Raw genomic sequence first — 26,285 nt, 5'->3', positions numbered from 1 at the left:
GCCAGCTTTTCGGGTTGAATTTACATAAAAAAAAGTGCCCAATTTCAGGGGCTGATTTCCTCGCCGTCCCAAGCGAAAATTTTGCCACTATCGGCGGGTTTCAAGCCATCCAGAACATCGAGCAACTGTAACGCAGCACGCTCTGTATCGAAGAGCTTCCCAGGCGGCACATTGCTTTGAAATGGTTTGCTGAGACCGGTGTCAACGGTTCCGGGATGCAATGTTACAATGATGCTGCGCTTGTTTTTGCGATACCATTCGATCGAGAGATTCCGGACCATCATGTTGAGTGCGGCTTTTGCTGCACGATAGCCATACCAGCCGCCCAAGCGATTGTCAGATATACTTCCAACGCGAGCTGAAATGGCTGCAAATTTTATGATCTGATCTTTCGGCATCAACGGAAGAAAGTGTTTTGCAATAAGCGCTGGGCCGATGGCGTTGACTTGATAATTCTTCAGAATCCAGTCTGCGTCTAAATCCCTTATGCTCTTTTCAGGACCTTTGTCATCTTCATGGAGTAGTCCAGTGGCGACGAAAACTAGGTAAGGACTGATATTCTGTTCCTGGAGCCATTTTGCTGAGCATATGATCGATTTTTCGGACGTTATATCCAGCGACACAGGGCTTTCAGGGCCACGAGATAGAGCAATCACCTGTTGATATTCATCTTCTTGCGCCAGGATATCGGCCATAGCGCCGCCGATGCCTCCGGTGGCGCCTATAACAACAGCTGTTTTGCCAGTCATGATCGCACGAAGCGCAAGCTGTCCTCTGTACTGGCCGCTGCATCAAATTGATAACCATCGCTATCAAAGCCTTTGAGTGATTCCACATCTTGTAGATGATTTTCACATATGTAGCGCGCCATCATGCCGCGAGCGCGCTTGGCCTCAAAGCTTATGAATTTTGGGCCGTCGGGGCCATCTTTACGAAAATCAACTTCGATGATCCGAGCGTTTAACTTATCGGCATGCGGTTTGACTGCCGCCCAATATTCGTTACTCGCTAAGTTGACGATCACGCGTTCACCGGACTGGTTCAGATCATTGGCTAGTTCCGTTGCGATCTTGTCTTTCCAGAAATCAGTCAGTTTTTTGTATCGAGGTGCCCATTTTGTGCCCATTTCCAAACGATGTGGCCTGATTGGATCAAACGGGCGCAACAGCCCATAGAGCCCTGAGAGGATGCGAAGATGGCTCTTTGCAAAATCCAACCCGTCCTTATCCAAACTTTGCGCTTCAAAGCCGGTGTAAACATCACCACTATAGGCGAAAATGGCGGCGCGCTCTGGTTGGTCGAAAAACTGGTTATAGCGACCGTGGTTGAGATCAATTAGATTGTCAGACACCGGCATGATCGATTTGAGCTTCTTTTTCGATAGATTCGAAATAGCACCCGCCAAACGCTTTGTTTCTTCGGGAAATCTGTTTTGTGTTGATTCATGCGCTGGCACAGCGCTTTCAAAGTCTAAAGATTTGGCAGGTGAAATAATGGCAATCACGTTATACTAACCTTTTCAAATTGGGATTTTACATCCTTATACATAATTCAGGCGCAAGGCCGCCGTCCTAGGGGCACCGTTCAACATTTATTCAGCGGATTAACCCTATAAAAGCGTGTGAAACTTGGTAATAAAGCCAAGACAGTTTATGGTGCAACCATATTCGGGCCCCTACATCGGTTCGGTTACAACAAAGTTTTTATTCGGAGGAATTTTATGCGTTTTCTATCTCATTTTTCTATGGCTGTTGCTCTAGCTGCCGCTGGAACTCTGGCCATATCAGCAGTGCCGCAAGAGGCACATGCTCAGAAAAAAAAGAAAAAGAGCAAAGAAGCAGAAATCAAGATCAGCAAAGAGATCAGACCCAGGGTTGCTGAAATCCAGCAGGCAATGGGCAGTGAAACGCCTACCACCGCCAAACCGCTTGTTGAAACACTTCTCTCAGAAAACCTTGCCCCAGATGATAAATTTGTGGCTGGTCAGCTTGCTATTCAATTGGGGACGACTCTGAAAGACACCGGCCTGCAGGAAAAAGGTATTAATGCTGCGCTTGATAGTGGGAAAACATCTGCAGAGCAGCAACCATCTTTCTTGTTCTTCTCAGGTAATTTTGCTTATTCCGGAGGCCGTTACGCTGAAGCACAACAAAGGCTTCAACAGGCTTTTGATGCTGGATATCGGCAGAATAATATTGGTGCTCTAATTGCCGAGGCGTATTTCAAAGAGAATAAGATCCAAGAAGGTTTGAATGCACTGGATCGTGCTCTTGAAGCGGAAAAAGCCAGCGGAGGCAAAGCGCCACAAGACTGGTATCGGCGCGGTGCTGGCATGGCGATGAAAAACAACGTCAATGGTGCAGCAGGAAAATGGACCTATAAACTTGTTGAAGCTTATCCTACTGGCGAAAATTGGCGGGCAGCGCTCTCGGTTTATCGGGATTCTGCAAACCCCAAATTGTCCAATCAGGAAAATCTAGAGCTCATGCGTTTGATGCGTAAAGCAGACGCCATGGAGAGCGAGCGCGACTATTTTGAATATGCTGATGCGGCCGATCCGCGCAGATTGCCTGGTGAAGTTGTTTCGCTGTTAGAAGAAGGTCTCGCCAATGGTGACGTGCCGTCATCGAGCAGCTACGTGAGAGAAACACTGGCTGCAGCCCGTGGAGCGGTTGCTGCGGACAAAGCCAGTCTTGGCGCTTCAGAACGGGATGCCAATAGGTCTCCTAACGGTAAAATTGCTCTTGCAACAGCAGATGCGCTTTTGGGCTATGGGGATTATACGAAGGCAGCGACTTTGTATCAGTCTGCAATCACCAAAGGTGGAGTTGATGTTGCTCGCGCTCAAATGGGACTGGGCATTGCACAGGTCGGGCAAAGCAATTGGGATGGTGCCAAACAGGCGTTTGCAGGCGTGACCGGGTCAAGAAAGAGCATTGCAGATTTCTGGACCTTGTGGATTGATCAGCAGGCAGCTGGGTCCGCTGCGCCTCAGCCAGCACCAACTGCTAGCTAAGTTACAAAACTATAGTCAATTTGAGAAAGGGCGCTTCGGCGCCCTTTTGTTTGAGTCATGTTAACCAGCTATTCTTGAATAGGCACACCGGGAAGATTTTTGGCAGAGCGGATGGTCAGCGATGTCTTTACGCTAGCAACATTGGGTGCAGAAGTTAGTTCGCTCGTCAAAAACTTTTGAAATTCCTGAAGGTCTTTCGCAACGACTTTAAGCATGAAATCAATTTCGCCATTGAGCATGTAGCATTCGCGAACTTCGGGAAGCTTCTCAATATGCTCCTCAAATGCTTGTAGATCAGATTCGGCCTGGCTTTTGAGGCTGACCATGGCAAAAACAGTGATAGTGAAGCCCATTTTTGCTGGGTCAATGGCCGCGTGATATGCAGTTATTATACCGCTATCTTCCAGTGCACGCATACGACGCAAGCAAGGTGGTGCTGTTAGTCCGACGCTTTGAGCCAATTCTACATTGGTTATACGCCCTTCATTTTGAAGTCGTTCCAAAATCTGTAAATCGATCTCATCCAAATTGATGTCAGCCATAATATTTGCAACTTCCGTTCGCGAATCATCATATTCATATAATATAATTAGTAGATCGCGCAATGCCCGCTTACTTGTCCCACATTGTGACGCGGCATTATCGGGGGTTACTGTTTTGAAATATTGCGGTTATCAACTTGTTAACACGATAACCAGTCTGAAATTCCGAGATATTAATTGCGCTACGATGATCGCTTAAAAACTGTGCTAAAAGGGGCTTTCCCTGAAGGATCAGCTGCGGCCTTGCAGTGGCGTCAAGTGGCGGATCTTATGGCACAAAAGCCAGGACGCTTGGTCAATACCGATGTCCAATCCGGCTTGACTCGGTTGCGAGACTTGCATGACCGGGTGGATGAAACGGATCGGATCGCAGCGGTTAGGGCGTTGCACGGGCGACTGCGTTCTGCACCGCTTTTGGTTTATCTCTGTGCCGACAATGATCCTATTTGTGAGGCGGCTATTCTGGCTGCCGATTTGACAGATGATGATTGGCTGGATGTCATTCCGCAGCTGTCATCTTACGGGAAACAAATCCTCAGAACACGTACGGACTTGGGGGAGCAGTCTCTGAAGGCGATTTCAACAGAAAAAGGGGCATCTGAAACACTGATTCTGGTCAAGGATACCAAAGCCGCTGACTTGGTAGATGATGTCCCTGAGACTGAAGCGGAAGAGACATCACAAATCAGCACGCTCGTTGCAAAAATTGCGGACTATCAAAAAAAGAGATCAACCGACGCGCCTGGACAGGATTTGGAACATCGAAGCTATTTCGTTGAAACCATCGATGTGATTAATTTTGAAACTGATGATAGCGGTACGATCATCTGGGCTGAAGGTCCGCCCAAAGGCGCGATTGTCGGAGTGACCATCTCAGAACCTACATTTGATGATGGTCCTGGTCCCGATGCTTATGGCGCTGCAGCATTTCGTCAGAGAATGCCTCTAGAAAACGCTCGCATGCGACTGTGTGGAGCTTCGGTTGTCGCTGGAGACTGGCGCATGTCTGCGGTTCCTTATTTTGGCGAAGAAACGGGACGATTTAAAGGATATCGAGGCGTGATGCGGCGTCCGAATGCGGCAGAAGATGCCGGTCACAGTGATTTGGATGCCGAACGGCGTGAACAATTGCAGCAACTGATTCACGAACTTCGCACACCTCTCAACGCCATAATTGGATTTAGCGAGATAATCGAACAACAGCTGTTTGGGCCGGCTTCGTTTGAATATCGTGCGTTGTCGCGTAGTATTACAGATGAAGCGCAACGCCTGCTTACCGGCTTTGAAGATATTGATATTGCAGCAAAAATTGATGCTGGACAAGTGGAGAGCGTTTCTGGGTTGACCGAACCGGATTGGTTGTTGGAACGTCTATCTCAACGGCTGCAAAGTCTGACAGAGAGCAAGTCTGTCGATCTTCACATCAACAAGGCAGAGCCCGTACGTCCTTTTGCTTTGGATAGCGAATCAGTGGAACGCATTTTTGCCAGACTGCTGTCAGCGGCAATAATCGCGTGTGAAAATGGTGAAGAGCTTAATGCAGACGTGCGGACGCAAATCGGCGGGCAACCAGTCAACAATTTTAGTCTTTCTCGTCCGTCCCGAATAAAGGGTATAGCCGAAGAGCAATTGCTCGATCCATCCCAAGGGATAGACGGAGATCACAGCGATACACCGCTTTTGGGACTCGGCTTCTCTCTTCGTTTGGTCCGTAATTTGGCCACATCAGCCAATGGATCTATGACGATTACTGATGACAGGATAAGCTTGACCCTACCTGCTGCGGCCACTAGCGAAATTGGACTTAGGGAAACAGAAATAGAATAATCGGGCTGAAATTGACTGATTGAAGAGCGGAGCCGCTGTGTTTTCGAAAGTGAAGCAAGCCAATGAAAGCTTCGGCAAAAATAGCCATGCGATATGGCCGAAAGATCTTGGTTGTCGGTTTTTGATAAGCATCGATACCGAGGAAGAATTTGACTGGGATGGGCCATTTCAGCGCAGCGGGCATACAAATATCTCTGTTAAGAAGCTTCAGCGGTTCCAATCTTTTGTTGAAAAATTTGACATTAAGCCGGTTTATTTTGTCGATTATTCCATTGTTGAAGATGACGAAGCAGCGGCTTTTTTGAAATCAGTCACGGAACGAGATACCGCTTCAATCGGGGTTCATCTGCATCCTTGGATCAATCCACCGTTTGAGGAAGAAGTAAATAGTTTCAATAGCTTTGCGGGAAATTTACCCAAGGAACTCGAAGAAAAGAAGATATTGAATCTCCGCCAAGTTATTGAGGAAAAAACAGGGAAACGACCGGTAGTCTATCGAGCAGGTCGTTATGGGGTTGGTCCAAACAGCATCGAGATTTTGTTGAAGCATGGATTTACCATCGACAGCAGTGTGCGTTCCCGTTTCGATTACAGCAGTGAGTCTGGACCTGATTTCGCTCACATCGGTCCCGAACCCTTCTGGCTTGATAAGAATCGTCGCCTTCTGGAGCTACCTTTGACCACGGTTTTTTCAGGACTTTTGCGGAAGCAGGCGGATATTCTATCAGCGAGCTTCAACCGCTCATCGCTGATCCGGGGACTGTTCTCTAAGTTAAAAATACTTGAACGCATTCCCTTGACACCTGAGGGGGTGTCGGCCCGTGAAGCCAAAGAAGCAATCGATGTTGCATTAGATGATCAACTTAATTTATTGGTATTTTCATTTCATTCACCGTCGCTTTCATCTGGTCATACACCATATGTACAAACAGATCAGGACTTGGATCGTTTCTATGATTGGTGGCGGTCTGTCATAGACCATCTGCTGGAGCGAGGGGTGTCACCAATAGGGATTGATGAACTCATGACAGCGAGTGCTATTGCTCCCAAATAGAGACTGATGGCAAAGATATGCTTGATGAAATCCTGACGTCATCATTTATTTATTTTAGCCGCTTGCCAAATCAACCACGCTTCAGCTATCGCAGCGATCCTTGAGGAATGGCTTTCTCCAAATGTCATTGTTCTGGGGCCTGTAGCTCAGTTGGTTAGAGCTGGCCGCTCATAACGGCTAGGTCGGGGGTTCGAGTCCCTCCGGGCCCACCAATCTTACTTGAAACAGCGTGGCAAGCTCGTTCCATTTCAAGTTGGACAAAAAAAGACGCAAAAACCCTTTGCTTTTCCCTAAATCACAGCTTAGGGGAAGCGCGCGTCGGGGAGTGGCGCAGGCTGGTAGCGCACCTGGTTTGGGACCAGGGGGTCGCAGGTTCGAATCCTGTCTCCCCGACCAATTTCTCGGATTGATGTAAATCCGAGGAATTGGCGGCTACCTTCTCCCAGAAAATATCACAACAGTAGGGCATCACAGCCCATTAAAACGTGATTTCTGCAATAATGGGTATCCTTCGTTTCCAGATAACCGGTTCGATTTTACCTGATGTTACAGTGTAACTGTATATATTGAACGGACAGGGGCATTTGGAGATTGTACATGCCCACTAAGCTGTTGATAGGATACAGTTTAATTGCACTAATGGTGATGATCTGCGTCGCCGGCATTATACTTGTTCGCAAAGAGCGAAGGGCAAAGCGTCGCAAAGATCGCTAGATTCTTTGATTGAATATCAGCAGGTTTGTGCGGCCATACGTTTGCGATCCAGTCTTTCCATCATGCTTTTGATGACTGCTGGATGGAAAGTGTAATCTATCTGGCATCCATATTCATCATGCTTTTTCCAAAGCAGGTTGGCTGTCAAAATACTCATTTCCGGAATTTTTAATGTAAGTCCAATATCAGGATTGAGCTGAGCTGCGCACTCTATCTTGATAATCGTGTCGGAAATCGTTGTCACGATGCAAGGGATGGCTGCCGAGTTGCTCTGTTTCACCTGCGCATCGATATGTAGTGAGTCGCCATAAATCATATTTCGCTCTCCAAAATTTGCCGAAAATGGAAAAGGCAAATGGCACCGGCGTTTGTCCGGAAATAGGAAGCTAGCGGTTCGGCGCTAAACTGGAATAGCCATATATGGTTAACAGAAATCGCAACGCATTAACTAATATCCGGATATACCGTATTATTTTTGAAGAGAGTAGTTGCTTCACTCGGTTGGAGGGATCGACCGAATTGGAGTTGCTATTCCGTCATCTGAAAGATCTGCTTCGATTTCAGATTTCAGTTCTTTTACAGCCTCATCCGCGGCCGCTTCTAACGATTTTGCATCGCCTTCGATCTGCTTCTCGATTGCAGTCGCTTCGTCCTCACCTAGATCATCCCGCGGCGCGTCTGAGCAGCCCCCAAGAAGTAGAATACTGGTGCAAAGGAGATAGTATTTTAGCATATTTTATTCTTTGGCCGGCATGGTAAAATCGACATCGCTATTTGCAATGATCGATAATGTTGTGGTCCACGCGGCGACATTCTGACGCAGTTGTTCCGGGTCAATCTTGTCCAGCGTATCATCCGGTGTGTGATGCAAGTCGAAATAACGGGTGCCGTCCTGCTGAAGGTCGACTATTGCCAGGTTTTGCGCGCCGATGATCGGACGGACATCCGCACCGCCACCTGCCGTAATGCTGGGATTATGACCAATGCCCAGCGGCGCGAGGTTGGTGATGACCTTGTCCTGCGTTGCCTTGGCTGCCTCAGGGAAGTTGAACTCCACGCGCCAAACCCGGTCAGCGCCAAAATCCGATTCCATCGCGATCGCATGCGGTGCATCTTTGTGAACCACCGCATAGTCCTTGCCGCCCCAAATACCGACTTCTTCTGCACCAGCCCATAACAGGCGTATTGTGCGTTTGGGCTTCGTACCGCTATTCATGATGCGGTGCGCGGCAGACGTGATAATGCCGCATCCGGCTCCGTCATCAATGGCGCCAGTGCCAAGATCCCAGCTGTCGAGATGGCATGCAATCAATATCATGGGGAGCGATGGGTCACTTCCCGGCACCTCGGCGATGACATTGCCCGACTCTTGCTGACCAATATCCTGCGGTGTCAAAACAAGTTTCATTCTCACCGGTTCATTGGATCGCTCAATCATGCGCCGCAGGTTTTCAGAATCCGGGATGGACAGCGCCGCAGCAGGAATAGGCGTCACACGGGCCGAGAAATTTGTGTTGCCGGTATGCGGCGTGCGGCGATAGGCGGTTCCCACAGACCGGATAACCATAGCGGACGCGCCTTTTTGTGCCGCGATATTGGGTCCAAAGAAGCGGACACGCCCGAAAGCACCGTAACTGGACCCATCCTGACTCCGCTTCATTTGATGACTGACAAAAGCAATTTTGCCTTTCAGGCTTCCATCCGGAACAGCTGCCAGAGCGCCCAGGGTGGGAAAGAAAACGACCTCCGCCTCCAATCCGTCCGCGCCGGTACTGCCCGAATTCCCCAATGCGGTAATGGTCAGCTTCTGTGGAAACGGAGTAGTAATGACGGCCGTTTCTGTGCCCCGTACCCAGGTCGGCATCATGAATTTTTCAATTCGTACATTAGCAAAGCCAAGGTCTGTGAGCTTTTTGACAGACCATGTGCGTGCTCTCGCCTCGGCTTCCGTGCCGCCCTGACGGGGACCGATTTCCGTCGTCAGACCCTCGGTAATTTCAAAAGCCAGTTCGTCAGTCAGCGCGTCATTTTGCAGTTGAACGACGTCCGGATCCAATTGAGCAACAGAAGGGCTGGCGATCATCGTCGATGCGATAGCGAATATTTTTAGAAGTGATTTCATGAGCACTGCCTAGCCCGCATTTATGACTTTGCCAATGCTCTCTTGCGACTCTCGGGCAGCTTCGCTAGGCGGGCGACAAATCTCTGATCTTTGCAATGAAGGACACCGCCAAATGGCTGCGCAATATAGTTTTGTCATGAAGGGTCTGACCAAGACCTATCCCAACAAGCAGAAGCCGGTTCTCGATAACATCAACCTGCAATTTTATCCGGATGCGAAAATCGGCATTGTTGGCCCCAATGGTGTCGGTAAATCGACTTTGATGAAGGTCATGGCCGGAACGGACAAGGAATTTACCGGTGAAGCCTGGGCAGGTGAGGGGATTACCGTCGGTTATCTGGAACAGGAACCAGAGCTGGATAGCAGCAAGACGGTGAAGGAAAATGTCATGGACGGCGTTGGCGAGATTGCTGACCATATCACCCGTTTCAATGAGATTACCGCGCTGATGGGGGATCCACCGGAAGATGCCGATTTTGACGCGCTGATGGAAGAAATGGGCGTGTTGCAGGAAAAAATTGACGCGGTCGATGGCTGGACATTGGATAACCAGCTGGAAATAGCGATGGAAGCACTGCGCTGCCCGCCTGGGGATAGCTCTGTGGATAACCTGTCAGGTGGTGAAAAGCGCCGCGTCGCGCTTTGCCGGCTGTTGCTCGAAAAACCAAGCATATTGCTGCTCGATGAGCCGACCAACCATCTCGATGCCGAATCGGTGGCATGGCTGGAAAACCACTTGCGCGAATATGCCGGTAACGTGATCATGGTGACCCATGACCGCTATTTCCTCGACAATGTCGTGAACTGGATGCTCGAGCTCGATCGCGGTCGCTATTATGTCTATGAAGGTAATTACACGACTTATCTCGACAAGAAAGCCAAGCGACTGGAACAGGAAGCGCGCGAGGACAAGGGCAAGCAAAAGGCGATCAAGGACGAACTGGAATGGATCCGGCAAAATCCGAAGGGCCGCCAGACCAAATCAAAAGCGCGTATCAAGAGTTTCGACCAGCTGGTCGAAGCGCAGGAAAACCGCGATCCTGGCAAGGCACAGATTCTGATCCAGACCCCGGAACGCCTCGGAGGCAAGGTGATTGAGGCCAATAATCTCAGCAAAGCCTATGGTGATAAGTTGTTGTTCGAAGATTTGAGCTTCACTCTGCCGCCAGGCGGCATTGTCGGCGTTATCGGCCCAAACGGCGCCGGCAAAACGACGCTGTTCAAGATGCTTATCGGCAAAGAAGAGCCAGATACCGGCAGTGTGGAAATTGGCGATACGGTGAAGCTTGGATATGTTGACCAAAGCCGCGATGCACTCGATCCATCCAAAAATGTCTGGGAAGCGATTTCCGACGGAGCCGATTACATGACCCTCGGCAAGCATGAAATGTCGACCCGCGCCTATGTTGGTGCGTTCAACTTCAAGGGCACGGACCAGCAGAAAAATGTCGGCCAGCTTTCGGGCGGTGAACGCAACCGCGTGCACATGGCGCGGATGCTGAAAGAAGGCGGCAACGTGCTGCTGCTCGACGAGCCGACCAATGACCTGGACGTCGAAACGCTTTCCGCGCTGGAAGAAGCACTGGAAAGCTTTGCCGGCTGCGCCGTGGTCATCTCGCATGACCGCTTCTTTCTCGATCGTCTGGCGACCCATATCCTGGCATTTGAAGGCGACAGCCATGTCGAATGGTTTGAAGGCAATTTTGAGAGCTATGAGGAAGATAAACGGCGGAGACTGGGCGATGCTGCGGATCGGCCGACACGGGTGGCTTATAAGAAATTGACGCGATAAATGGCTACGTAATCTGGAAATCTGCTAAAAATGAGGGTTTAGAAAATGAAAATGACACCGCAAAATATCGCAATTTTTATAGGCGCTTTAATCATTGGTCTCTTTCTGGGTTTTCAATATTCTGGTTTCGCATGGCTGTTAATCCCATTGGCAATTTTCGTCGTTGTCATTCTTTTACGTAACAAGTCAGGGGAAAAAGCGGATCCGGAGGAGACAGTGGAAGCCATGAAAATGATTCCGGCCGCTGGAAAAGCACGGATATATGTCATGCGGAAAGGCTTTGTTGCGGGGCAGCAGGGGATGAACATTACCATTGATGGTGCGTTGAACAGTCAGATAAGAAGCAAATATTTCCTGATGGCAGAAGTTGACCCCGGTAAGCATGAGATCGAAGCCCAGATGTCCAGCGGTTCGAAATCAGCTGCCGTGTCTCATGAGCTGACCCTTGCCGAGGGAGAGATCGCGCTGCTCGATATGAAAATCAATATGGGCGCGTTGCAAGGCAAACCGGATTTTGCCGAGATTCGCGATGCGCGGGAGGCAAACAATATGCTGACCGGGCTAAAACTGGTCCGGTGGAAATAGCTGGTTGCTGTTTTTGTTGCCAGATCGTTTAGCGCAGCCGCTTGACAAATAATTGACCATTATCATCGCGTTTGCTTTGAAAGTTCGGAACTTGCTCGAACATGTCAGACAGCCTTGAAAATCCATAGTTGCGGACATCAAAGCTGGAACGGTTTCCAGCGATCTTTCCAACTTCAGATAGGCTCGCATAGCCTTCTGCATCGCGCTTGCTGGCCTGATAGGCATCTATCAGTAGTTTCAGAAGTTCATCGTCGGCCGCTTTGGGTTCATCGACTTTGTCCGTCTTGATCAAGGCATCGACATCTATAAACCGGCTACATGCCTGCTTGAAGGCGTCCGGTGTCTTGCTGCTGCCAAAGCCATAGACATCAATGCCTTCCTGACGGATTCGCATCGCCAGCGGCATGAAGTCACTATCACTGCTCATGATGCCGAAACCGCCGATTTTGCCGCGGAATAAAAGGTCCATTGCGTCGATCGTCATTTTCATATCGGTCGCGTTCTTGCCCTTGGTCATGTCAAACTGCTGCTGTGGCTCGATGCCATATTTGTGCAGAATATCGACCCAACCCTTGAGCGATTGCTTGCGCCAATTGCCATAGGCGCGGCGTATATTCACGGTGCCCAACTCTGCCAGTGCCGTCAAAACCGGATCAATTCCGGCATGACTGGCATTATCGGCATCGATCAGCAGGGCGATATTGTCATTATGTAATTTGCTCATCTCGCGATGATGTACCTGGGGCAGGAGGTGTTCAAGCGGAAATATCGGCTTTCCTACATCGGTTTGATTTTATAGATTGCTCGCGGCTCTTTGAAATATTCGGTGCGTTCATAATGTGGTGGCTTTTAATGAACAGATGCCCGTGTTTTTAGGCCGATTCTGTGTATAAGCTGTATAAACTCGTTCAGAAAAGGGTTCGGCAGCGATTTATGGGACTAGCCAATGACTGGTCCATTGTCCTTTTTCTTCGTCCCAAGTGAACAGTGCCCGCCGGTGACCGGTATGGGCAAGGTACAGCCATTCGATCTGATCGATTTCTGCCAGCAATACTGCGAAATTTTCGCGGGCAGGGGCGACCTCAAAACCCTCGGGCTTGCGTCCTTCCATCTCCGGATCAAGGCCGGAGGTTGGAGCATCAACAGGACTGCCGGGAGCAGGATGAGCGAGATAGCAGCGTTTTCCATAAAGCGTTGCTTCATTCCATGCCGCATCGCAGCTTGCGCTACTATGTTCAATCCGTCCTACACCTGAAAGGCGCAATTGAACCTTGGCTCCTGGATGATATCCGAGAATCGCGATTGGTGCGCCGTCGTTAATATCATCAACCTTGGATGCTCGTCTGTCGGTGTTAAAGCGAAGCATCCGGCTTTCGCGCGTCGCTTCGCGTAAAACCATGATCCGCTGGCTGGGGCTCCCGTCACGGCGAACCGATGCTACAGCGGGTGTGTGCAGCGGCGATTTGCGGTCTCGAGATCCGCGAACCAGCAACTTCCAAGCTTCGTCCAGAGAAAGACTTAAATCATCGAGAAAAGGCTGGTCAGCTTGGCCGCTCATTCCACTGCGTTAAACGCCCCGGTCGCCTCGTCAAGAGTGAAGAGAGTGGCCTCGCCAATGGCATACCAGGCACCGTGAAGCTTTATTTCTCCGCGTTGTTCACGCTCGGCAATGAAGGGGAAACTGCGCAAATTTTCGATACTGAGTTTGATTGCCTCAAGTTCCAGCGCTCTTTGCGGATTGGCTGGGGCATCAGTTATCACCTGATCGCGGGCTTCTGTGATAATCGACATCCATTCGTCGATGAACGTGTAGCCAGGAAGGCCGAGTTCGCCGCCTTGTAACGCCGCGCTGATTCCGCCACACTGTCCATGGCCGAGTACAACGATATGCTTTACGTTCAGGCCGGTGACGCCGAATTCTATTGCCGCTGATGATCCATGTAATCCGCCAGTATCGTCATAGGGCGGCACAAGATTGGCTACATTTCGCAGTGCAAACATCTGACCCGGGCTGGTGTCAAAAATGGTCGCAGGATCAACCCGGCTGTCACAGCATGAAATGACCATGATTGGCGGCGCCTGGCCTTCTTTCGCTAACGCGTCATAACGTGCCCGTTGTTTGGGATAAGAATCTTCCCGAAAACGTTTATATCCTTCTAGTAGCGCATGAAATTCTGGCATTAAAATCGATCCCCCCGGACGACCTCCACATTAGCGATGGTCAATAATAGACTATGACTGTCCAGTAGCGGAGCCAGCGCATCAGTCAACTGTCCTGCCTTTTCTTCGTTGGCTATCATAAGGATGATCGATTTGGCGGCCGCACCGGTAATCTCATCATGTTGCCAGCGGCCCTCCCGCCCGCCACCGGATGCAATTTTGATGACGCTCCACCCGGAAATATCGACCTGCTTGGCATAGCCGATGATCTTGGGCACCAGCGGGGTGTCCACTAAGATCTCAATACGTTTGCGTTGAACAGTGGCGACCATGACTTATCCCAGAAATTTTGCGAGTGCGGCAAATAGAGAAATACCGAATAATATGTTGAATGGAAAGGTTATGCCAAGGGACATGGCCAGATATATGCCCGGATCGGCCTGGGGCAGGGCAAGGCGCATTGCCGCCGGAACCGCGATATAAGAAGCACTAGCGCACAACACGCCCAGTATGGCAGCCGATCCAGGATCGAGGCCGATCAGGCTTCCGACGACGGTTCCGATAGCTCCGTTGATGATTGGTAATAATATCGCCAAGGTCGCTAGCCGAAAGGTAATCTTGCGGGTTTCCAGCAAACGGCGGGCTGCGATCAGGCCCATATCGAGCAGAAAGAGACACAAGACGCCTTTAAAGCCGACATCAAATAGCGGCTTGATCGGCGCGAAACCGTCCGTACCGGCGACAAAGCCGATAATGAAAGCGCCCAGCAACAGAACAACCGATCCGTTGGTAAGCACTTCGTGCATTAGATTGGAACCCGGGCCGCCGCCAGCAGGATTGTTCTCCTCGAGCCTTTTTGAATAAGCCCGTGCGAGCAGCAGACCGGTGATGATGGCCGGCATCTCCATCAGCGCCATCACGCCGACCATGAAACCGTCTGGTCTAATGCCCTGCACCGTCAGCAATTCTATGGCTGTCACAAAGGTTACAACACTGACCGAGCCATAATGCGCAGACACAGCGCCAGCATCAATTGCACCCAACTTGCCGAAAGACTGAAGCAGGAAGAAAGCGAGAACCGGAAGAGTGAAGCCAAGCAATATGCCGGAAACGGCCGCCGTAGCGAGATCAATCGAAAAACCGGTGGAAGCGACCTCTACGCCACCCTTCAGGCCGATTGCTGCCATTAGGTAAATGGACATGGCTTTGGCAAAAGCTTCCGGGATGGCAAGATCCGAACGGATGGCAGCGGCCAAAAAGCCCAGAATGAAAAACAGGATGACGGGGGAAGTCAGTGTTTCAATGATCATGGTGACCCACTATTTATTCAGGTGAGATAGGGATTAGCAGCCATATCGCGGTTGGCAAGCGCGCTAGTCATCGCTATCTGATAGAAATGAACGAAATTACAAAGATACCACCCCCATCGGGCAAACCCGTTCGGCAGCGCAAGCCCGACTGGATTCGCGTGAAGGCCCCCATGGGCAAGGGGTTTGAAGAGACTCGCAAACTAATGCGAGAGCATAAGTTGAATACAGTGTGCGAAGAGGCAGCATGTCCGAATATTGGCGAATGCTGGACCAAAAAGCATGCGACAGTGATGATACTTGGCGACGTCTGCACGCGTGCCTGCGCATTTTGTAATGTGAAAACCGGCATGCCGCTGAAAGTTGATCCGCTGGAACCCCAACATACAGCAGATGCGGCCGCGAAACTGGGGTTGGAGCATATTGTGATTACCTCGGTAGATCGTGATGATCTGCCGGATGGCGGTGCCAGCCAGTTTGTGAAAGTGATTGAGGCGCTGCGCCGGACCACACCGGACACGACAATCGAAATTCTAACGCCCGATTTCCGGAACAAAGCAGATGCGGCGGTTGAGGCGATCGTTACCGCTCGGCCCGATGTCTATAATCATAATCTTGAGACGGTCCCGCGGCTATATCCGAATATTCGCCCCGGCGCGCGATATTATGCCTCGCTCCGGCTGCTAGAGCAGGTGAAGCGGCTTGATCCGTCGATTTTTACCAAATCCGGCATCATGCTTGGCCTCAGCGAACAGCGGCTCGAAGTGCATCAGGTGATGGATGACATGCGCTCGGCGGATATTGACTTCCTGACGATGGGCCAATATCTGCAGCCGACGCCGAAACATGTGAAAGTAGACGAGTTTATCAAACCACAGGCTTTCGACGCCTACGCGTCTATTGCCCGTGCCAAGGGATTTTTGCTTGTCGCATCGAGCCCGCTGACCCGCTCAAGCTATCATGCGGGCGATGATTTTGCGAAACTGCGTCAGGCGCGAGAGGAAAAGCTAGCCCGTGCCGGCGCATAGAGAGACTCGCGAACTTCCTCACAGTGCTGCACAAATGTACGCACTAGTGGCGGATGTGGGACGGTATGAAGAGTTTCTGCCCTGGGTTGTAGGAACGCGCGTTCGGTCTAACAGCGATGTTGAAATGGTTGCAGACATGATTGTCGGTTTCAAAGGACTGCGGGAGCAGTTCACCTCTCGTGTTGTGAAAAGCCCCGCGAGCCGGACAATTGAGGTGGATTATCTTGATGGTCCGCTAAAGCAATTGCACAATGAGTGGGTGTTTCGTGAACGGGATGGCGGCGGCAGCTATGTCGATTTCTACGTCGAATTCACGTTCAAGAACCGGATGTTCGAAAAGCTGGCCGGACAGATGTTTGCCAAAGCTTTGCACAAGATGACCAGCGCCTTTGTGGAGCGCGCTGGTGAGATTTATGGCAGCAATTATTCGGACGTGTCGGGTAGTAACAGTTCTAGCGCAACTAGCGCTGCCTGAAAGCGTATATCTGCGCGGCTTTTATCAGCGCCAAAATTATGCCGATCAGCAACGACGTCATCGACGCTTTTGCCTTTCTCAGCTTTGGCAAAAACCACTGTTCCAACAGGTTTTTTCTCGGTGCCACCGCCCGGACCGGCAACACCGGTAATGGCAACCGCTACATCGCAACCTGACTTTTCCAGGGCACCTCGTGCCATATCCCAAGCAACGGCGATGGAGACGGCACCGAAGGTCTCCAACATATCATCGCCAACATTCAACATATTCTGTTTGGCTGTGTTGGAATAAGTGTTGAATCCAGAATCGAACACGTCGCTGCTACCCGCAATTTCTGTAAGCGCCGCAGCGACCAAGCCACCGGTACAGCTCTCTGCGACGGCAACCCTTTTGCCAGCCTTCCGATTGGCATCGATGACCCGTTCCGCCAATTTGACGAGTTCTTCTGGCAATAGATTTTGCATTTAACGCCGCTAGCCTATTCGATAGGTGCTTTGCAAATATTGAAAGGATCTTTGCGGCCTTCTTTTTCGTCATTGCTACCCAGTTGAGCAAGCATCACTGTTAGAGCAGCGAGATTTGCGGTGGGCATAGGCTCAAGCAATCCGTAAACCTTGTCGATTGTAGGGCAGTCTTTTGCTTTGACTTCTTGTGCAAGCATCGCTGGAATCATCGCGTCGACGAACGGACGCATGGCATCCATTTCCATGTTTTCCGGTAAATCCTGCCCGACAAGTAGTCCTATGGCTGTGCTTGCTTCTGGCCACGCTCTTTGGGAATCTGCCTCATATCGTTGCATTTGTGCTGAATCGACTTGCAACAATGTAGCCGTGGCGGGGAGGCTGCCAGAACATTTCGTCCTTACCGCATTTAGAGCACCAGGTAGCACGTAAGTTATAAGGGATTCCGCTTGTTCTGCAGGAATGCATTGCTTCGCTTCAGCGGCCTGCAAAGATGTTCCGGTGATCAAAGCGATCATAGCCGATGCGGCAGATAATTTTTTGAACATTACGCATACTCCATAGAAATTGTTGCGATTGCCTGTGCCGCAATGCCTTCACCACGACCAGTAAAACCAAGTTTTTCGGTTGTCGTAGCTTTGACGCTGACTTGATCAGCCGAAATTTCCAGCATCTCAGCAATATTTCGACATATGGCTTCCCGGTGTGGTCTGATTTTTGGCGCTTCGCAAATCACTGTCATGTCGACATTATTGATGCGGCCACCTTTCTGTTTGATGACCGAAGCGGCAAATTTAACAAATTTGTCAGATGCCGCACCTTGCCATTGCGGGTCTGAAGGGGGGAAATGATCGCCGATATCCCCTGCACCGGCTGCCCCCAACAAGGCATCGGTTAGCGCATGGAGAACGACATCTGCATCACTATGGCCAACCAACCCTTTATCATGTTCAATCTTCAATCCGCCTAGCCAAAGCTCTTCTCCCGTCGCTAGTTGATGGACGTCAAAGCCCATTCCAGTCCGTATTTGTGTCATATCATTCCCTGGAAACTCAGCAAAATCGGCGGCCGTTGTATATTTTTTTAATGCTTCATCACCCTCAATAACAGCTATGCGATATCCCGCAGCCTTGAAAATTTGGGCATCATCGGTCGCATTCGGTTCAAGAGACCAACGATCATGAGCGTTGATGAGCTTCTGAAAATCAAAAGCCTGTGGGGTTTGAACACGCCAAAGAGTATTTCGATCTACAGCTTGGTCTGCATATCCATTTGTTATGTTTATTGTTGTATCGACCGTTGGCAAAACAGGAATGGCCGCGTCTTCAGATTGAGCTGTTTCCAGCAGATTATCAATCATCCCCTGCGATAAGAAGGGGCGAGCAGCGTCATGTATCAATACATGCTGTGCCCCGCCGGCTTCAGCAATAGCAGCAAGACCATTGCTTACGCTTTCTTGTCTTGAAGCTCCCCCTAAAACGATTTCATAGCCTTCCAGCCCAACCAATGCATTGGATAATAGTTCTTCCTGACCGGCTCCGATCACAATCCAGAGTTTCGCAATACGAGGATGCGTTAGGAACGCTGTTGCGCTATGGCGGACCATAGGCTTGCCTCTAACTTTCGAGAACTGCTTGGGCATGTTCAGGCCGGAACGCTGGCCTTGTCCTGCCGCAACAATTAAGGCGTGATTTCGGATAGAGCGCGTTTCAGAATCAGTCATTGCTGGTGATCTAGCTCAGTCCGTTCTTGCCTGCCAGCGGCTTTGTCGATAAAGGCTGCTTAAATTTTAGGCAATAGACATGACATTAAAACCTATTTCGATTGACAATATCACGATCAAAAACCCAGTGCTGCTTGCACCCATGACGGGCGTCACGGATCTACCGTTTCGGAAGCTGGTCCGCCGATTTGGATCCGGACTGAATGTGACTGAAATGATAGCCAGTCAGGCAATGATCCGCGAGACCCGACAATCGTTACAGAAATGTGCTTGGGATCCCATTGAGGAGCCTGTATCCATGCAATTGGCTGGGTGTTCGCCAGATGCCATGGCTGAAGCGGCAAAGCTGAATGAAGATCGTGGCGCGCATATTATCGATATCAACATGGGGTGCCCTGTAAAAAAAGTCGTCAACGGAGATGCTGGATCGGCCTTAATGCGGGATCTGCCGCTTGCTGCTGCCCTTATTAAAGCGACCGTGGAAGCGGTGAACGTGCCTGTAACAGTCAAAATGCGAATGGGTTGGGATCATAATAGCCTGAATGCTCCAGAGCTTGCTCATATTGCCGAAGATCTTGGCGCAAAGATGATAACTGTTCATGGCCGAACGCGCTGCCAAATGTATAAAGGTAGTGCTGATTGGACATTTGTAAGACAGGTTAAAGATGCCGTTTCAGTCCCCGTTATTGTTAACGGAGATATTTGTACGATCGACGATTGTGAGCAGGCGTTGACCGAGAGTGGCGCCGATGGCCTGATGATTGGTCGAGGAGCTTATGGGAAGCCGTGGCTTTTGGGACAGGTTATGCATTGGTTTGAGCATGGAGTTGCACTGCCAGACCCGGACTTGCAGGCTCAATATGCCGTTCTGGAAGAACATTATCGTGCCATGCTTGATCTCTATGGAGAAGATATTGGCGTTAAAGTAGCCCGTAAACATATCGGTTGGTATACCAAAGGGCTTCCTGGATCTGCAGATTTTCGAAACCAGGCTAACAAGGAAATGGACGCTACAAAAGTTCTTGCCATGTTGCGGGATTTCTATGCTCCGTGGCTTGATAAAGCGGCTGCTTAATGAACGACTTACCGTCGGCAGAACAGATATTTGCAGGTCTGCCTGACGTTTTGCTGATCATTGATGAGCATCATAAAATTGCAAAAGTAAATCCTGTTGCAGAGAGTTTTGTTGGGCAAAGTGCCCGGCACTTAATAGGCACCCATATTGCAGAGCAAATCCAGTTTCAAGATAATCGATTAGTCAAAGCTCTGGTTGACCGGGATGCAAATTTAGCGGCACGCCGAGTTCCTGTTAGTGTGAAAGGACGTGAAGCTGGCCTGGTAAATTTTGATATTCACGCGGTGCCAACGGATCAGCGATGGCGCATTGTTTCAATTGCACCGTTACCGGCAGGTGGGCCTGTTGTTGAAAAATTATCAGGCGAACAGGATCAGTTCTCAGTTCGTGCTCCAGATATATTGGGGCATGAAATCAAAAATCCTTTAGCTGCCATAAAGGGGGCAGCGCAGCTATTGGATCGTTCGCTTGACGAGGAACAAAGGTCTCTGACCAATATGATAAAAGTAGAGGTTGAACGGATTGCGTCTCTACTTGATCGGATGCAAAGCCTCTCAACCAAACAGCCGGCTAAGGTGCAGGCCGTCAACGTCCATTCCCTAATTGATCGTGCCAGACAAGCGATTGAAACAGCCTATAATGGCGACCTCAAGATCAGCGATCGTTTCGATCCTTCTCTGCCTGAGGTTTTGGTCGATCCGGACGCCATGATGCAGGTTTTGACGAATTTGTTATCCAATGCGGTCGATGCCACCCGGAATATGGACTGCAGAGATATTCAAGTCATCACGCGCTACAGTTTCGGTGCTGCTTTTTCTGTTCATGGATCGGATCAAATGGTTCGGTTACCGGTTGAGATCATCGTGAAAGATAATGGTCCGGGTGTTTCCAAGGAACTGGAGCAAGAGATTTTTTCACCATTTGTTTCGACAAAAACGGATGGGCAGGGGCTTGGCCTGGCTTTGGTGAGAAAGCTGATGAACGATATGAATGGGCGAGTACGATATGAGAGAGCAGGTGACGCAAAAGATACGCAGTTTATCCTGTTCCTGCCAGTAGCAGGGTGAGGTTAGCTCTATGGTAAAGCAAAGTGTTTTGTTGGTCGAAGACGATCCTTCCGTCAGCCACATTATATCGACCGCATTAAAGGCGGAAGGAATGGCGGTTGATAGTTGCAAGTCCGTCGGGGATCGTGACGCTTTGCTGGCGAGTGGTAAATATGACTTGTTGGTTACCGATGTTGGCTTGGGAGAAGAGGATGGTATCGCAACGCTGGATGTTGTGAAGGCTCGCGATCCTGATTTGCCGATCATCGTTATTTCGGCACAAAATACCCTCAATACCGCCGTTCGCGCTTCTGAAACCGGCGCGTTTGAATATTTTCCTAAACCTTTTGATCTTGATGAACTTGTCGAAGTTGTTCGACAAGCCATGAAGCCGCGTAGTTCTGAACTACAGGCAGAAAATCTTGAGGAGGACAATCTCCCGCTGGTTGGTCGTAGTCCGGCAATGCAGGACGTTTATCGAATGATTGCTCGACTGCTACGTAACGACCTGTCTGTTCTTATTTTGGGAGAATCAGGCACAGGGAAGGAATTGGTGGCAGAGGCTATCCATACTCTGGGGCATCGGAAAGCTGGACCTTTTATTCCCATCAACATGGCGGCCATTCCCACTGATTTGATTGAAGCTGAGCTCTTTGGCCATGAGAAAGGTGCATTCACTGGTGCAGTGAATAGTGCTGCAGGCAAGTTCGAACAAGCACAAGGCGGAACGTTATTTCTGGATGAAATTGGCGATATGCCAATGCATGCCCAGACCAGGCTGTTGCGCGCCCTTCAGTCAGGAGAGATAAATCGTGTTGGTGGGAAAGGCTTAATCAAGCTGGATGTGCGGATTATTGCGGCTACCAATCAGGATTTTTTGAACCTAATCGAACAAGGTAAGTTTCGCGAAGATCTCTATTATCGGATCAATGTGGTTCCTATTGAATTACCCCCGCTTCGTGATCGTGCCAGCGACGTACCGGCATTGGCCAATCATTTCCTCAATCTTGCGGTTTCGGAAGGGCTACCGAAAAAGGTTCTGACAAATGAGGGGATGGAGTTACTTTCCCGCCACAGCTGGCGCGGAAATGTAAGGGAGTTGAAAAACTTAATCTATCGATTGGTTGTTACCGCTCGCGAAGAGGAGTTGTCGGAAACAGCGGTAAGACAAATAATACAATCCGAGCATAGTGACGAACATGATGATCATACGTTGGCAGGATTTTCGGATCGCGTCAGGGCAGTGATCGGCGATTTGATGGCGGACAAAGATCAAGCCAATTCGCTGTATGTCAGAGCTTTGGAAAAATTTGAGCGACCCATGCTGGAAGAGGTGTTGCGCAAAGCGAATGGCAATCAAATTAAAGCCGCCAATATGCTTGGTATCAACCGGAACACTTTGCGGAAAAAACTGACGGAGTATGGCATAGATCCATCGCAATCGCGATGAACTGACTCGTCACTGCGCTAAAGCGTGACATTTTGGCTTCAATAGTGCTGTTTTTACAACGAAACTGTTGTATCAGAGCCACAATGAACCTGTCGTCGCCCTCTCCTGAAAAACGCCCTCCTGCTTGGCTTAGGCGTTTAACGCTGCTTGCTGAAGACGATAAAGCGATGAAGAGGGTGGAGTGGAGTGTCATCCTTCTCTTTCTTGCAACGGCAGCTGCTAGCTACGCTCTATTGAGCTCTCAGTCTGGACGGACTGACTTTATCTCTCCGCCGCTCACCGCAGCCTTGCTGGTAGCAAATTTGATTCCAGCCATTATTTTGCTGGTGTTGCTTGGTCGGCGAATGGCTAAGGGTAGGGCGGCAAAATCGGCGGTTGGAAGCAGCGGTCGTCTGCATGTACGCTTAGTTGCATTGTTCTCACTTGTGGCAAGTGTCCCCATGTTATTGGTGGTCATATTCGCTTCCTTGCTGTTTCAATATGGTGTTGAGTTCTGGTTTTCAGACCGAGCGCGGGGAATGCTCGAAAATGCGAACAGTTTGGCGCGCGGATATTATGATCAAAACAGGAAGGATGTAGGCGAAGAGACGATCACGATGGCTAGTGATTTGCGCAGTTTTCTGGCGGAAAAAGGGATTAATCATCCTGAATTTGCGGAAAATTATTCTTTTCAAGTGCTCACCAGAAAACTGAATGAATCAGCCATCATTCAATATGGACAAGACGATGTTGCGCGCACCGCTGCAGCGGTAAATCCAGATAATGAAGATCAGGATGCGAAAATTTCACAAGACGTGCTCCGAAAGTTGTTTGACGGACAAAATTACGTTGTTACGGCTAAGCCCAATAAGATTGAAGCGGTAACGGCACTGGACATCGAATCTCGTATTTTTCTCTATGCCGCGCGTGATTCTGATATGTTGGCTCTAAGCCAGTGGGAACGTGCACAGTCTGTTCTTGAGGATTATGATAATCTCTTTACGCGTTCTCGTAGTCTTCAATTACAATTCAACATCGCCTTGTTTTTGGTTTCGCTTTTTATCGTAGGCTTGGCCTTGTGGATTGCATTGGCGGTCGCTGACAGAATGGTGAGCCCCGTTGGAGATCTTGTCCACGCAGCAAAAAGGATTACGGAAGGCGATCTGGCAACGCGAGTGCCGACGCCGGTTACAAAAGATGAAATCGGTACATTGGGCAGGGCGTTCAACCGAATGACCGAGCGTTTGGAGACTCAAACCACCGCGCTGCTGACAGCAAATGAGCAGTTAGGCAGCCGCCGTGCTTTTATTGAGACGGTCCTGGAATCTGTGACTGCTGGTATAATAAGTTTGGACAAGTCCGGAAATGTGAGCCTGTTTAACTCTCGGGCACAGGCTCTACTGGCTAGGCAGAACGAGAACCTTCTAGAATCGCAAATATCAGAAGTAGCCCCTGAATTTGCTGCTCTCATTGACGATGGTGTTGAGAATTCAATTATCCAGTTTTCAACTGGTAATGAAGTTCGCACGTTGGAAGTAAAAATTGTCAGCGGAACGTCGGGATATGTAATTACTTTTGAAGATATTACGCAGCGGCTTTTGGATCAACGGCGTGCCGCTTGGTCTGATGTGGCCAGAAGAATTGCGCATGAAATCAAAAATCCGCTTACGCCTATTCAACTGGCAGCTGAACGATTGCAACGGCGCTTTGGTAGGAATGTTGAGGAAGGGGCAAGCGTGTTCTCTCAACTCACGGGCACGATCGTGCGACAAGTCGGTGATCTACGAAATATTGTTGATGAGTTTTCCTCATTTGCGCGGATGCCAAAACCCGTTTTTCGTGAGGAAAATCTTACCGACATCGTGAAACAAGCGATGTTCTTGCAAGAGGTTGCCCATCCCAAAATTCAGTTCCGTTTTGAAGCGGATGATCAGCATACGAGCCTGGTTTGCGATCGCAGACAACTGGGTCAGGCGCTTACTAACATCGTGAAAAATGCTGTCGAAGCTATCGAGCATAAGGCGGCGGGGAATGCTGATTATTCGATTGATGATGGTCAGATCATGATGGCGGTCCGTCGATTAGAGGAAGATATCGAGATCCAATTGGATGACAACGGAATTGGATTGCCGGCAGAGCGTGAACGTATTGTCGAGCCATATATGACTACGCGCGACAAAGGTACTGGGCTTGGTTTGGCTATCGTCAAGAAAATTGTTGAAGAACATTTTGGAACAATTGCGTTTACGGACTCTGTTTCATCCGAGCAGGGCAGTGGAACACGGGTTACAATAAGGCTCTGTCCTTCGAAGCTTGAACGTTTAGCGGAAGGATTAAGACAAGAGAGCTCGGTCACGGATAAGGCGAGACAGAGCACCGAAACATTATCCAAAACAACGGACCAAAAGCGTCCACAAGCAGAAAAATTACCCCCAGTTTAGAGGTTGAGAACATGGCATTAGATATTCTGATTGTTGATGATGAACCCGATATTCGTGAATTGATATCCGGTGTTCTGGAAGATGATGGCTATGAAACGAGAGTCGCGGGTGACAGCGATTCCGCATTGGCGGCTGTGAAAGAGCGCAAACCATCTCTCGTGTTGCTCGATGTTTGGTTGAGAGGGTCGCGTCTCGATGGATTGGAGCTGTTGACCGAAATCAAAAAAATTGATGCAAAATTGCCTGTAATCGTGATTTCTGGCCATGGAAATATCGATACAGCTGTAGCCGCAATATCCCAGGGCGCTGTTGATTTTATCGAAAAGCCCTTTGAAGCAGAGCATCTTATGCATTTGGTGGCCAGGGCTACAGAAACGGAGAGCCTGCGGCGTGAGAATGAGATACTAAAGGCGAGGGTCGGCTTTGCTGACGAACTTACCGGCAATAGTGCCGCGGTAAATGCCGTGCGTGCGACTTTGAAGCGTGTGGCGGGGACGGGTAGTCGATTGCTGATTTCTGGGCCAGCGGGTGTCGGCAAAGAGGTTGCAGGGCGTCTCATGCACAATTGGAGTACGCGTGCTAATGCTCCCTTCGTCACCATCAGCGCGGCTCGGCTATCACCTGAAAGTGTTGAAGAGGAGCTGTTCGGAACGGAGAAAAACGGCACGGTAGAAAAAATCGGCCTGCTTGAAGAGGCCCATGGCGGGACATTGTTCATCGATGAAGTGGCGGATATGCCGCTTGATACGCAAGGCAAAATCCTGCGCGTTTTAACCGAGCAAAGCTTCGTTCGTTTAGGCGGGACTCAGCGAGTAAAAGTCGATGTCAGAGTAGTATCTGCTACGTCGCGAAATTTGGACGAAGAGATTGAGGAAAAACGATTTCGGGAAGACCTATTTTATCGATTAAATGTTGTTCCCGTCGAGTTGCCACCTCTTAATCAGCGTCGCGAAGACATTCCTACATTGGTCGAGCATTATTCAGCCCGCTTTGCTGCCGATCAGCGATTGAATCCTCCTGAGATTTCAACTGAAGCCATGGCCGCACTTCAGGCTTGCGATTGGCCTGGAAATGTTCGCCAATTGAGAAATGTAATTGAGCGGACTATAATTTTGGCTCCGAAAGACAATTTTGCCAAGATCGAAGTTGAGATGTTGCCGCCTGAAATATTGGGTAATGATGACGACCTGGATCAAGGAGTGGCATCGCTAATGGGATCTCCACTGCGCGAAGCTCGGGAGAGTTTTGAGCGAGAATATCTGAAAGTTCAGATCAGAAGGTTCTCCGGAAATATCTCAAAAACCGCGAATTTCATCGGAATGGAGCGTTCAGCGTTGCATCGAAAGCTCAAAATCCTGGGACTTGCGACAAAAAAGAAGCAGAGCGTCGAATAACCTGTTGCCCGATTGCTGTTGTAGCTTCGGCAACAAATCCATATATATCCAATAAGCGGTACCCCCAATCACTTGAAACCGCCAACAAACCCTG

At 49.7% G+C, this 26,285-nt stretch carries 27 protein-coding genes and 2 tRNA genes; 15 read left to right on the top strand and 14 right to left on the bottom strand.

The window, feature by feature from the left end; all coding sequences use genetic code 11:
- Window positions 1-44: 44 nt before the first annotated feature.
- Both BS29_RS09605 and BS29_RS09600 read right to left on the bottom strand, forming a co-directional pair.
- Complete coding sequence (locus BS29_RS09605) at window positions 45-749, bottom strand: SDR family NAD(P)-dependent oxidoreductase (protein WP_229953445.1); 705 nt, start codon at window positions 747-749, stop codon at window positions 45-47.
- Window positions 746-1,456, bottom strand: coding sequence for a YaaA family protein (locus BS29_RS09600; RefSeq protein WP_326838457.1), 711 nt, complete (start codon window positions 1,454-1,456; stop codon window positions 746-748). The genes BS29_RS09605 and BS29_RS09600 overlap by 4 nt, the downstream gene beginning before the upstream one ends.
- Window positions 1,457-1,720: 264 nt before the next feature.
- Between BS29_RS09600 and BS29_RS09595 the strand changes: the two genes are divergently transcribed.
- Window positions 1,721-3,016, top strand: a complete 1,296-nt coding sequence (locus BS29_RS09595) for a hypothetical protein (RefSeq protein WP_229953443.1) — start codon at window positions 1,721-1,723, stop codon at window positions 3,014-3,016.
- Between the two features lie 68 nt (window positions 3,017-3,084).
- On the opposite strand, the gene BS29_RS09590 is transcribed toward BS29_RS09595, so the two are convergent.
- Entirely contained in the window at window positions 3,085-3,558 is a 474-nt protein-coding gene (locus BS29_RS09590) for an Lrp/AsnC family transcriptional regulator (protein ID WP_229953442.1), read from the bottom strand.
- A gap of 258 nt (window positions 3,559-3,816) precedes the next feature.
- On the opposite strand from BS29_RS09590, the gene BS29_RS09585 reads away from it, so the two are divergent.
- From BS29_RS09585 to BS29_RS17575, 5 genes are all read left to right on the top strand, one after another.
- Window positions 3,817-5,385, top strand: a complete 1,569-nt coding sequence (locus tag BS29_RS09585) for a sensor histidine kinase (protein ID WP_229953441.1) — start codon at window positions 3,817-3,819, stop codon at window positions 5,383-5,385.
- 19 nt (window positions 5,386-5,404) lie between these two features.
- Complete coding sequence (locus tag BS29_RS09580) at window positions 5,405-6,439, top strand: polysaccharide deacetylase family protein (RefSeq protein ID WP_229953440.1); 1,035 nt, start codon at window positions 5,405-5,407, stop codon at window positions 6,437-6,439.
- Window positions 6,440-6,574: 135 nt separating this feature from the next.
- A tRNA-Ile gene (locus tag BS29_RS09575) sits at window positions 6,575-6,651 on the top strand.
- A gap of 107 nt (window positions 6,652-6,758) precedes the next feature.
- Window positions 6,759-6,835, top strand: a tRNA-Pro gene (locus BS29_RS09570).
- A gap of 201 nt (window positions 6,836-7,036) precedes the next feature.
- Entirely contained in the window at window positions 7,037-7,153 is a 117-nt protein-coding gene (locus BS29_RS17575) for a Loki-CTERM sorting domain-containing protein (RefSeq protein ID WP_407673685.1), read from the top strand.
- A 16-nt stretch (window positions 7,154-7,169) separates the two neighbouring features.
- Here BS29_RS17575 and BS29_RS09565 read toward each other — a convergent pair whose 3' ends face one another.
- The 3 genes from BS29_RS09565 to BS29_RS09555 all read right to left on the bottom strand — a co-directional run bounded on the left by BS29_RS09565 (window position 7,170) and on the right by BS29_RS09555 (window position 9,275).
- Window positions 7,170-7,469, bottom strand: a complete 300-nt coding sequence (locus tag BS29_RS09565; RefSeq protein WP_229953439.1) for a hypothetical protein — start codon at window positions 7,467-7,469, stop codon at window positions 7,170-7,172.
- Window positions 7,470-7,646: 177 nt separating this feature from the next.
- Window positions 7,647-7,886 carry a hypothetical protein gene (locus tag BS29_RS09560; protein ID WP_229953438.1) on the bottom strand — a complete coding sequence of 80 codons (240 nt, stop codon included), beginning with the start codon at window positions 7,884-7,886 and terminating at the stop codon, window positions 7,647-7,649.
- A gap of 3 nt (window positions 7,887-7,889) precedes the next feature.
- A complete protein-coding gene (locus tag BS29_RS09555) occupies window positions 7,890-9,275 on the bottom strand; it encodes a M28 family peptidase (RefSeq protein WP_229953437.1) in 1,386 nt (461 codons plus the stop codon).
- A 112-nt stretch (window positions 9,276-9,387) separates the two neighbouring features.
- Between BS29_RS09555 and ettA the strand changes: the two genes are divergently transcribed.
- Together ettA and BS29_RS09545 are read left to right on the top strand one after the other, a co-directional pair.
- Window positions 9,388-11,067, top strand: a complete 1,680-nt coding sequence (gene ettA, locus BS29_RS09550) for an energy-dependent translational throttle protein EttA (RefSeq protein ID WP_229953436.1) — start codon at window positions 9,388-9,390, stop codon at window positions 11,065-11,067.
- 225 nt (window positions 11,068-11,292) lie between these two features.
- Complete coding sequence (locus tag BS29_RS09545) at window positions 11,293-11,652, top strand: DUF2846 domain-containing protein (RefSeq protein ID WP_229953435.1); 360 nt, start codon at window positions 11,293-11,295, stop codon at window positions 11,650-11,652.
- Between the two features lie 28 nt (window positions 11,653-11,680).
- On the opposite strand, the gene BS29_RS09540 is transcribed toward BS29_RS09545, so the two are convergent.
- The 5 genes from BS29_RS09540 to BS29_RS09520 form a co-directional block, all read right to left on the bottom strand.
- A complete protein-coding gene (locus tag BS29_RS09540; RefSeq protein ID WP_229953434.1) occupies window positions 11,681-12,376 on the bottom strand; it encodes an NYN domain-containing protein in 696 nt (231 codons plus the stop codon).
- Window positions 12,377-12,583: 207 nt separating this feature from the next.
- Window positions 12,584-13,210 (bottom strand): PNPOx family protein, encoded by a 627-nt coding sequence (locus BS29_RS09535; RefSeq protein WP_229953433.1) that lies wholly within the window; start codon window positions 13,208-13,210, stop codon window positions 12,584-12,586.
- Window positions 13,207-13,833, bottom strand: a complete 627-nt coding sequence (locus tag BS29_RS09530) for a carbonic anhydrase (protein WP_229953432.1) — start codon at window positions 13,831-13,833, stop codon at window positions 13,207-13,209. Before BS29_RS09530 ends, BS29_RS09535 begins: the two co-directional genes overlap by 4 nt.
- Window positions 13,833-14,144: a P-II family nitrogen regulator gene (locus tag BS29_RS09525; RefSeq protein ID WP_229953431.1), complete on the bottom strand. Its 312-nt coding sequence runs from the start codon at window positions 14,142-14,144 to the stop codon at window positions 13,833-13,835. The genes BS29_RS09530 and BS29_RS09525 overlap by 1 nt, the downstream gene beginning before the upstream one ends.
- Window positions 14,145-14,147: 3 nt before the next feature.
- Window positions 14,148-15,122, bottom strand: coding sequence for a sodium-dependent bicarbonate transport family permease (locus tag BS29_RS09520; protein WP_229953430.1), 975 nt, complete (start codon window positions 15,120-15,122; stop codon window positions 14,148-14,150).
- Window positions 15,123-15,208: 86 nt separating this feature from the next.
- Here BS29_RS09520 and lipA point away from each other — a divergent pair, with 86 nt between their 5' ends.
- A complete protein-coding gene (gene lipA, locus BS29_RS09515) occupies window positions 15,209-16,147 on the top strand; it encodes a lipoyl synthase (RefSeq protein WP_229953429.1) in 939 nt (312 codons plus the stop codon).
- Window positions 16,134-16,622, top strand: coding sequence for a type II toxin-antitoxin system RatA family toxin (locus BS29_RS09510; RefSeq protein ID WP_229953428.1), 489 nt, complete (start codon window positions 16,134-16,136; stop codon window positions 16,620-16,622). Before lipA ends, BS29_RS09510 begins: the two co-directional genes overlap by 14 nt.
- On the opposite strand, the gene BS29_RS09505 is transcribed toward BS29_RS09510, so the two are convergent.
- The 3 genes from BS29_RS09505 to BS29_RS09495 are packed head-to-tail and all read right to left on the bottom strand — an operon-like array spanning window position 16,571 to window position 18,806.
- The gene (locus BS29_RS09505) at window positions 16,571-17,086 is read right to left on the bottom strand and encodes a CinA family protein (RefSeq protein WP_229953427.1); all 516 of its coding nucleotides are present in this window, start codon (window positions 17,084-17,086) and stop codon (window positions 16,571-16,573) included. The two genes, BS29_RS09510 and BS29_RS09505, sit on opposite strands and share 52 nt — an antisense overlap.
- 14 nt (window positions 17,087-17,100) lie before the next feature.
- Window positions 17,101-17,631 (bottom strand): hypothetical protein, encoded by a 531-nt coding sequence (locus BS29_RS09500; RefSeq protein ID WP_229953426.1) that lies wholly within the window; start codon window positions 17,629-17,631, stop codon window positions 17,101-17,103.
- On the bottom strand, window positions 17,631-18,806 hold the full coding sequence (locus BS29_RS09495) for a bifunctional 2-C-methyl-D-erythritol 4-phosphate cytidylyltransferase/2-C-methyl-D-erythritol 2,4-cyclodiphosphate synthase (RefSeq protein WP_229953425.1): 1,176 nt from the start codon (window positions 18,804-18,806) through the stop codon (window positions 17,631-17,633). The genes BS29_RS09500 and BS29_RS09495 overlap by 1 nt, the downstream gene beginning before the upstream one ends.
- Before the next feature lie 79 nt (window positions 18,807-18,885).
- On the opposite strand from BS29_RS09495, the gene dusB reads away from it, so the two are divergent.
- The 5 genes from dusB to ntrX all read left to right on the top strand — a co-directional run bounded on the left by dusB (window position 18,886) and on the right by ntrX (window position 26,191).
- Window positions 18,886-19,881 carry a tRNA dihydrouridine synthase DusB gene (gene dusB / locus BS29_RS09490; RefSeq protein WP_229953424.1) on the top strand — a complete coding sequence of 332 codons (996 nt, stop codon included), beginning with the start codon at window positions 18,886-18,888 and terminating at the stop codon, window positions 19,879-19,881.
- Window positions 19,881-20,948, top strand: a complete 1,068-nt coding sequence (locus BS29_RS09485) for a two-component system sensor histidine kinase NtrB (RefSeq protein WP_229953423.1) — start codon at window positions 19,881-19,883, stop codon at window positions 20,946-20,948. Before dusB ends, BS29_RS09485 begins: the two co-directional genes overlap by 1 nt.
- Before the next feature lie 10 nt (window positions 20,949-20,958).
- The gene (ntrC, locus tag BS29_RS09480) at window positions 20,959-22,377 is read left to right on the top strand and encodes a nitrogen regulation protein NR(I) (RefSeq protein WP_229953422.1); all 1,419 of its coding nucleotides are present in this window, start codon (window positions 20,959-20,961) and stop codon (window positions 22,375-22,377) included.
- Window positions 22,378-22,460: 83 nt separating this feature from the next.
- Entirely contained in the window at window positions 22,461-24,797 is a 2,337-nt protein-coding gene (locus BS29_RS09475) for a sensor histidine kinase (RefSeq protein WP_343759733.1), read from the top strand.
- Window positions 24,798-24,808: 11 nt separating this feature from the next.
- Window positions 24,809-26,191: a nitrogen assimilation response regulator NtrX gene (ntrX, locus tag BS29_RS09470; protein ID WP_229953421.1), complete on the top strand. Its 1,383-nt coding sequence runs from the start codon at window positions 24,809-24,811 to the stop codon at window positions 26,189-26,191.
- Window positions 26,192-26,285: the final 94 nt, after the last annotated feature.

The sequence above is a fragment of the Parasphingorhabdus litoris DSM 22379 genome, assembly GCF_020906275.1.
Lineage (GTDB): Bacteria > Pseudomonadota > Alphaproteobacteria > Sphingomonadales > Sphingomonadaceae > Parasphingorhabdus > Parasphingorhabdus litoris.
This window is presented reverse-complemented; position numbering and strand designations above follow the sequence as displayed.

Bases quoted from the DNA above. Each gene is read 5' to 3' on its own strand.
- BS29_RS09505 (WP_229953427.1), bottom strand. From the start codon at position 17,086: ATGCAAAATCTATTGCCAGAAGAACTCGTCAAATTGGCGGAACGGGTC.
- BS29_RS09590 (WP_229953442.1), bottom strand. From the start codon at position 3,558: ATGGCTGACATCAATTTGGATGAGATCGATTTACAGATTTTGGAACGA.
- lipA (WP_229953429.1), top strand. From the start codon at position 15,209: ATGAACGAAATTACAAAGATACCACCCCCATCGGGCAAACCCGTTCGG.
- BS29_RS09520 (WP_229953430.1), bottom strand. From the start codon at position 15,122: ATGATCATTGAAACACTGACTTCCCCCGTCATCCTGTTTTTCATTCTG.
- BS29_RS09595 (WP_229953443.1), top strand. From the start codon at position 1,721: ATGCGTTTTCTATCTCATTTTTCTATGGCTGTTGCTCTAGCTGCCGCT.
- BS29_RS09500 (WP_229953426.1), bottom strand. From the start codon at position 17,631: ATGTTCAAAAAATTATCTGCCGCATCGGCTATGATCGCTTTGATCACC.
- BS29_RS09560 (WP_229953438.1), bottom strand. From the start codon at position 7,886: ATGCTAAAATACTATCTCCTTTGCACCAGTATTCTACTTCTTGGGGGC.
- BS29_RS09475 (WP_343759733.1), top strand. From the start codon at position 22,461: ATGAACCTGTCGTCGCCCTCTCCTGAAAAACGCCCTCCTGCTTGGCTT.
- BS29_RS09565 (WP_229953439.1), bottom strand. From the start codon at position 7,469: ATGATTTATGGCGACTCACTACATATCGATGCGCAGGTGAAACAGAGC.
- BS29_RS09555 (WP_229953437.1), bottom strand. From the start codon at position 9,275: ATGAAATCACTTCTAAAAATATTCGCTATCGCATCGACGATGATCGCC.
- BS29_RS09525 (WP_229953431.1), bottom strand. From the start codon at position 14,144: ATGGTCGCCACTGTTCAACGCAAACGTATTGAGATCTTAGTGGACACC.
- BS29_RS09495 (WP_229953425.1), bottom strand. From the start codon at position 18,806: ATGACTGATTCTGAAACGCGCTCTATCCGAAATCACGCCTTAATTGTT.
- BS29_RS09535 (WP_229953433.1), bottom strand. From the start codon at position 13,210: ATGAGCGGCCAAGCTGACCAGCCTTTTCTCGATGATTTAAGTCTTTCT.
- dusB (WP_229953424.1), top strand. From the start codon at position 18,886: ATGACATTAAAACCTATTTCGATTGACAATATCACGATCAAAAACCCA.
- ntrC (WP_229953422.1), top strand. From the start codon at position 20,959: ATGGTAAAGCAAAGTGTTTTGTTGGTCGAAGACGATCCTTCCGTCAGC.
- ntrX (WP_229953421.1), top strand. From the start codon at position 24,809: ATGGCATTAGATATTCTGATTGTTGATGATGAACCCGATATTCGTGAA.
- BS29_RS09605 (WP_229953445.1), bottom strand. From the start codon at position 749: ATGACTGGCAAAACAGCTGTTGTTATAGGCGCCACCGGAGGCATCGGC.
- BS29_RS09545 (WP_229953435.1), top strand. From the start codon at position 11,293: ATGAAAATGATTCCGGCCGCTGGAAAAGCACGGATATATGTCATGCGG.
- BS29_RS09485 (WP_229953423.1), top strand. From the start codon at position 19,881: ATGAACGACTTACCGTCGGCAGAACAGATATTTGCAGGTCTGCCTGAC.
- BS29_RS09540 (WP_229953434.1), bottom strand. From the start codon at position 12,376: ATGAGCAAATTACATAATGACAATATCGCCCTGCTGATCGATGCCGAT.
- BS29_RS09530 (WP_229953432.1), bottom strand. From the start codon at position 13,833: ATGCCAGAATTTCATGCGCTACTAGAAGGATATAAACGTTTTCGGGAA.
- ettA (WP_229953436.1), top strand. From the start codon at position 9,388: ATGGCTGCGCAATATAGTTTTGTCATGAAGGGTCTGACCAAGACCTAT.
- BS29_RS17575 (WP_407673685.1), top strand. From the start codon at position 7,037: ATGCCCACTAAGCTGTTGATAGGATACAGTTTAATTGCACTAATGGTG.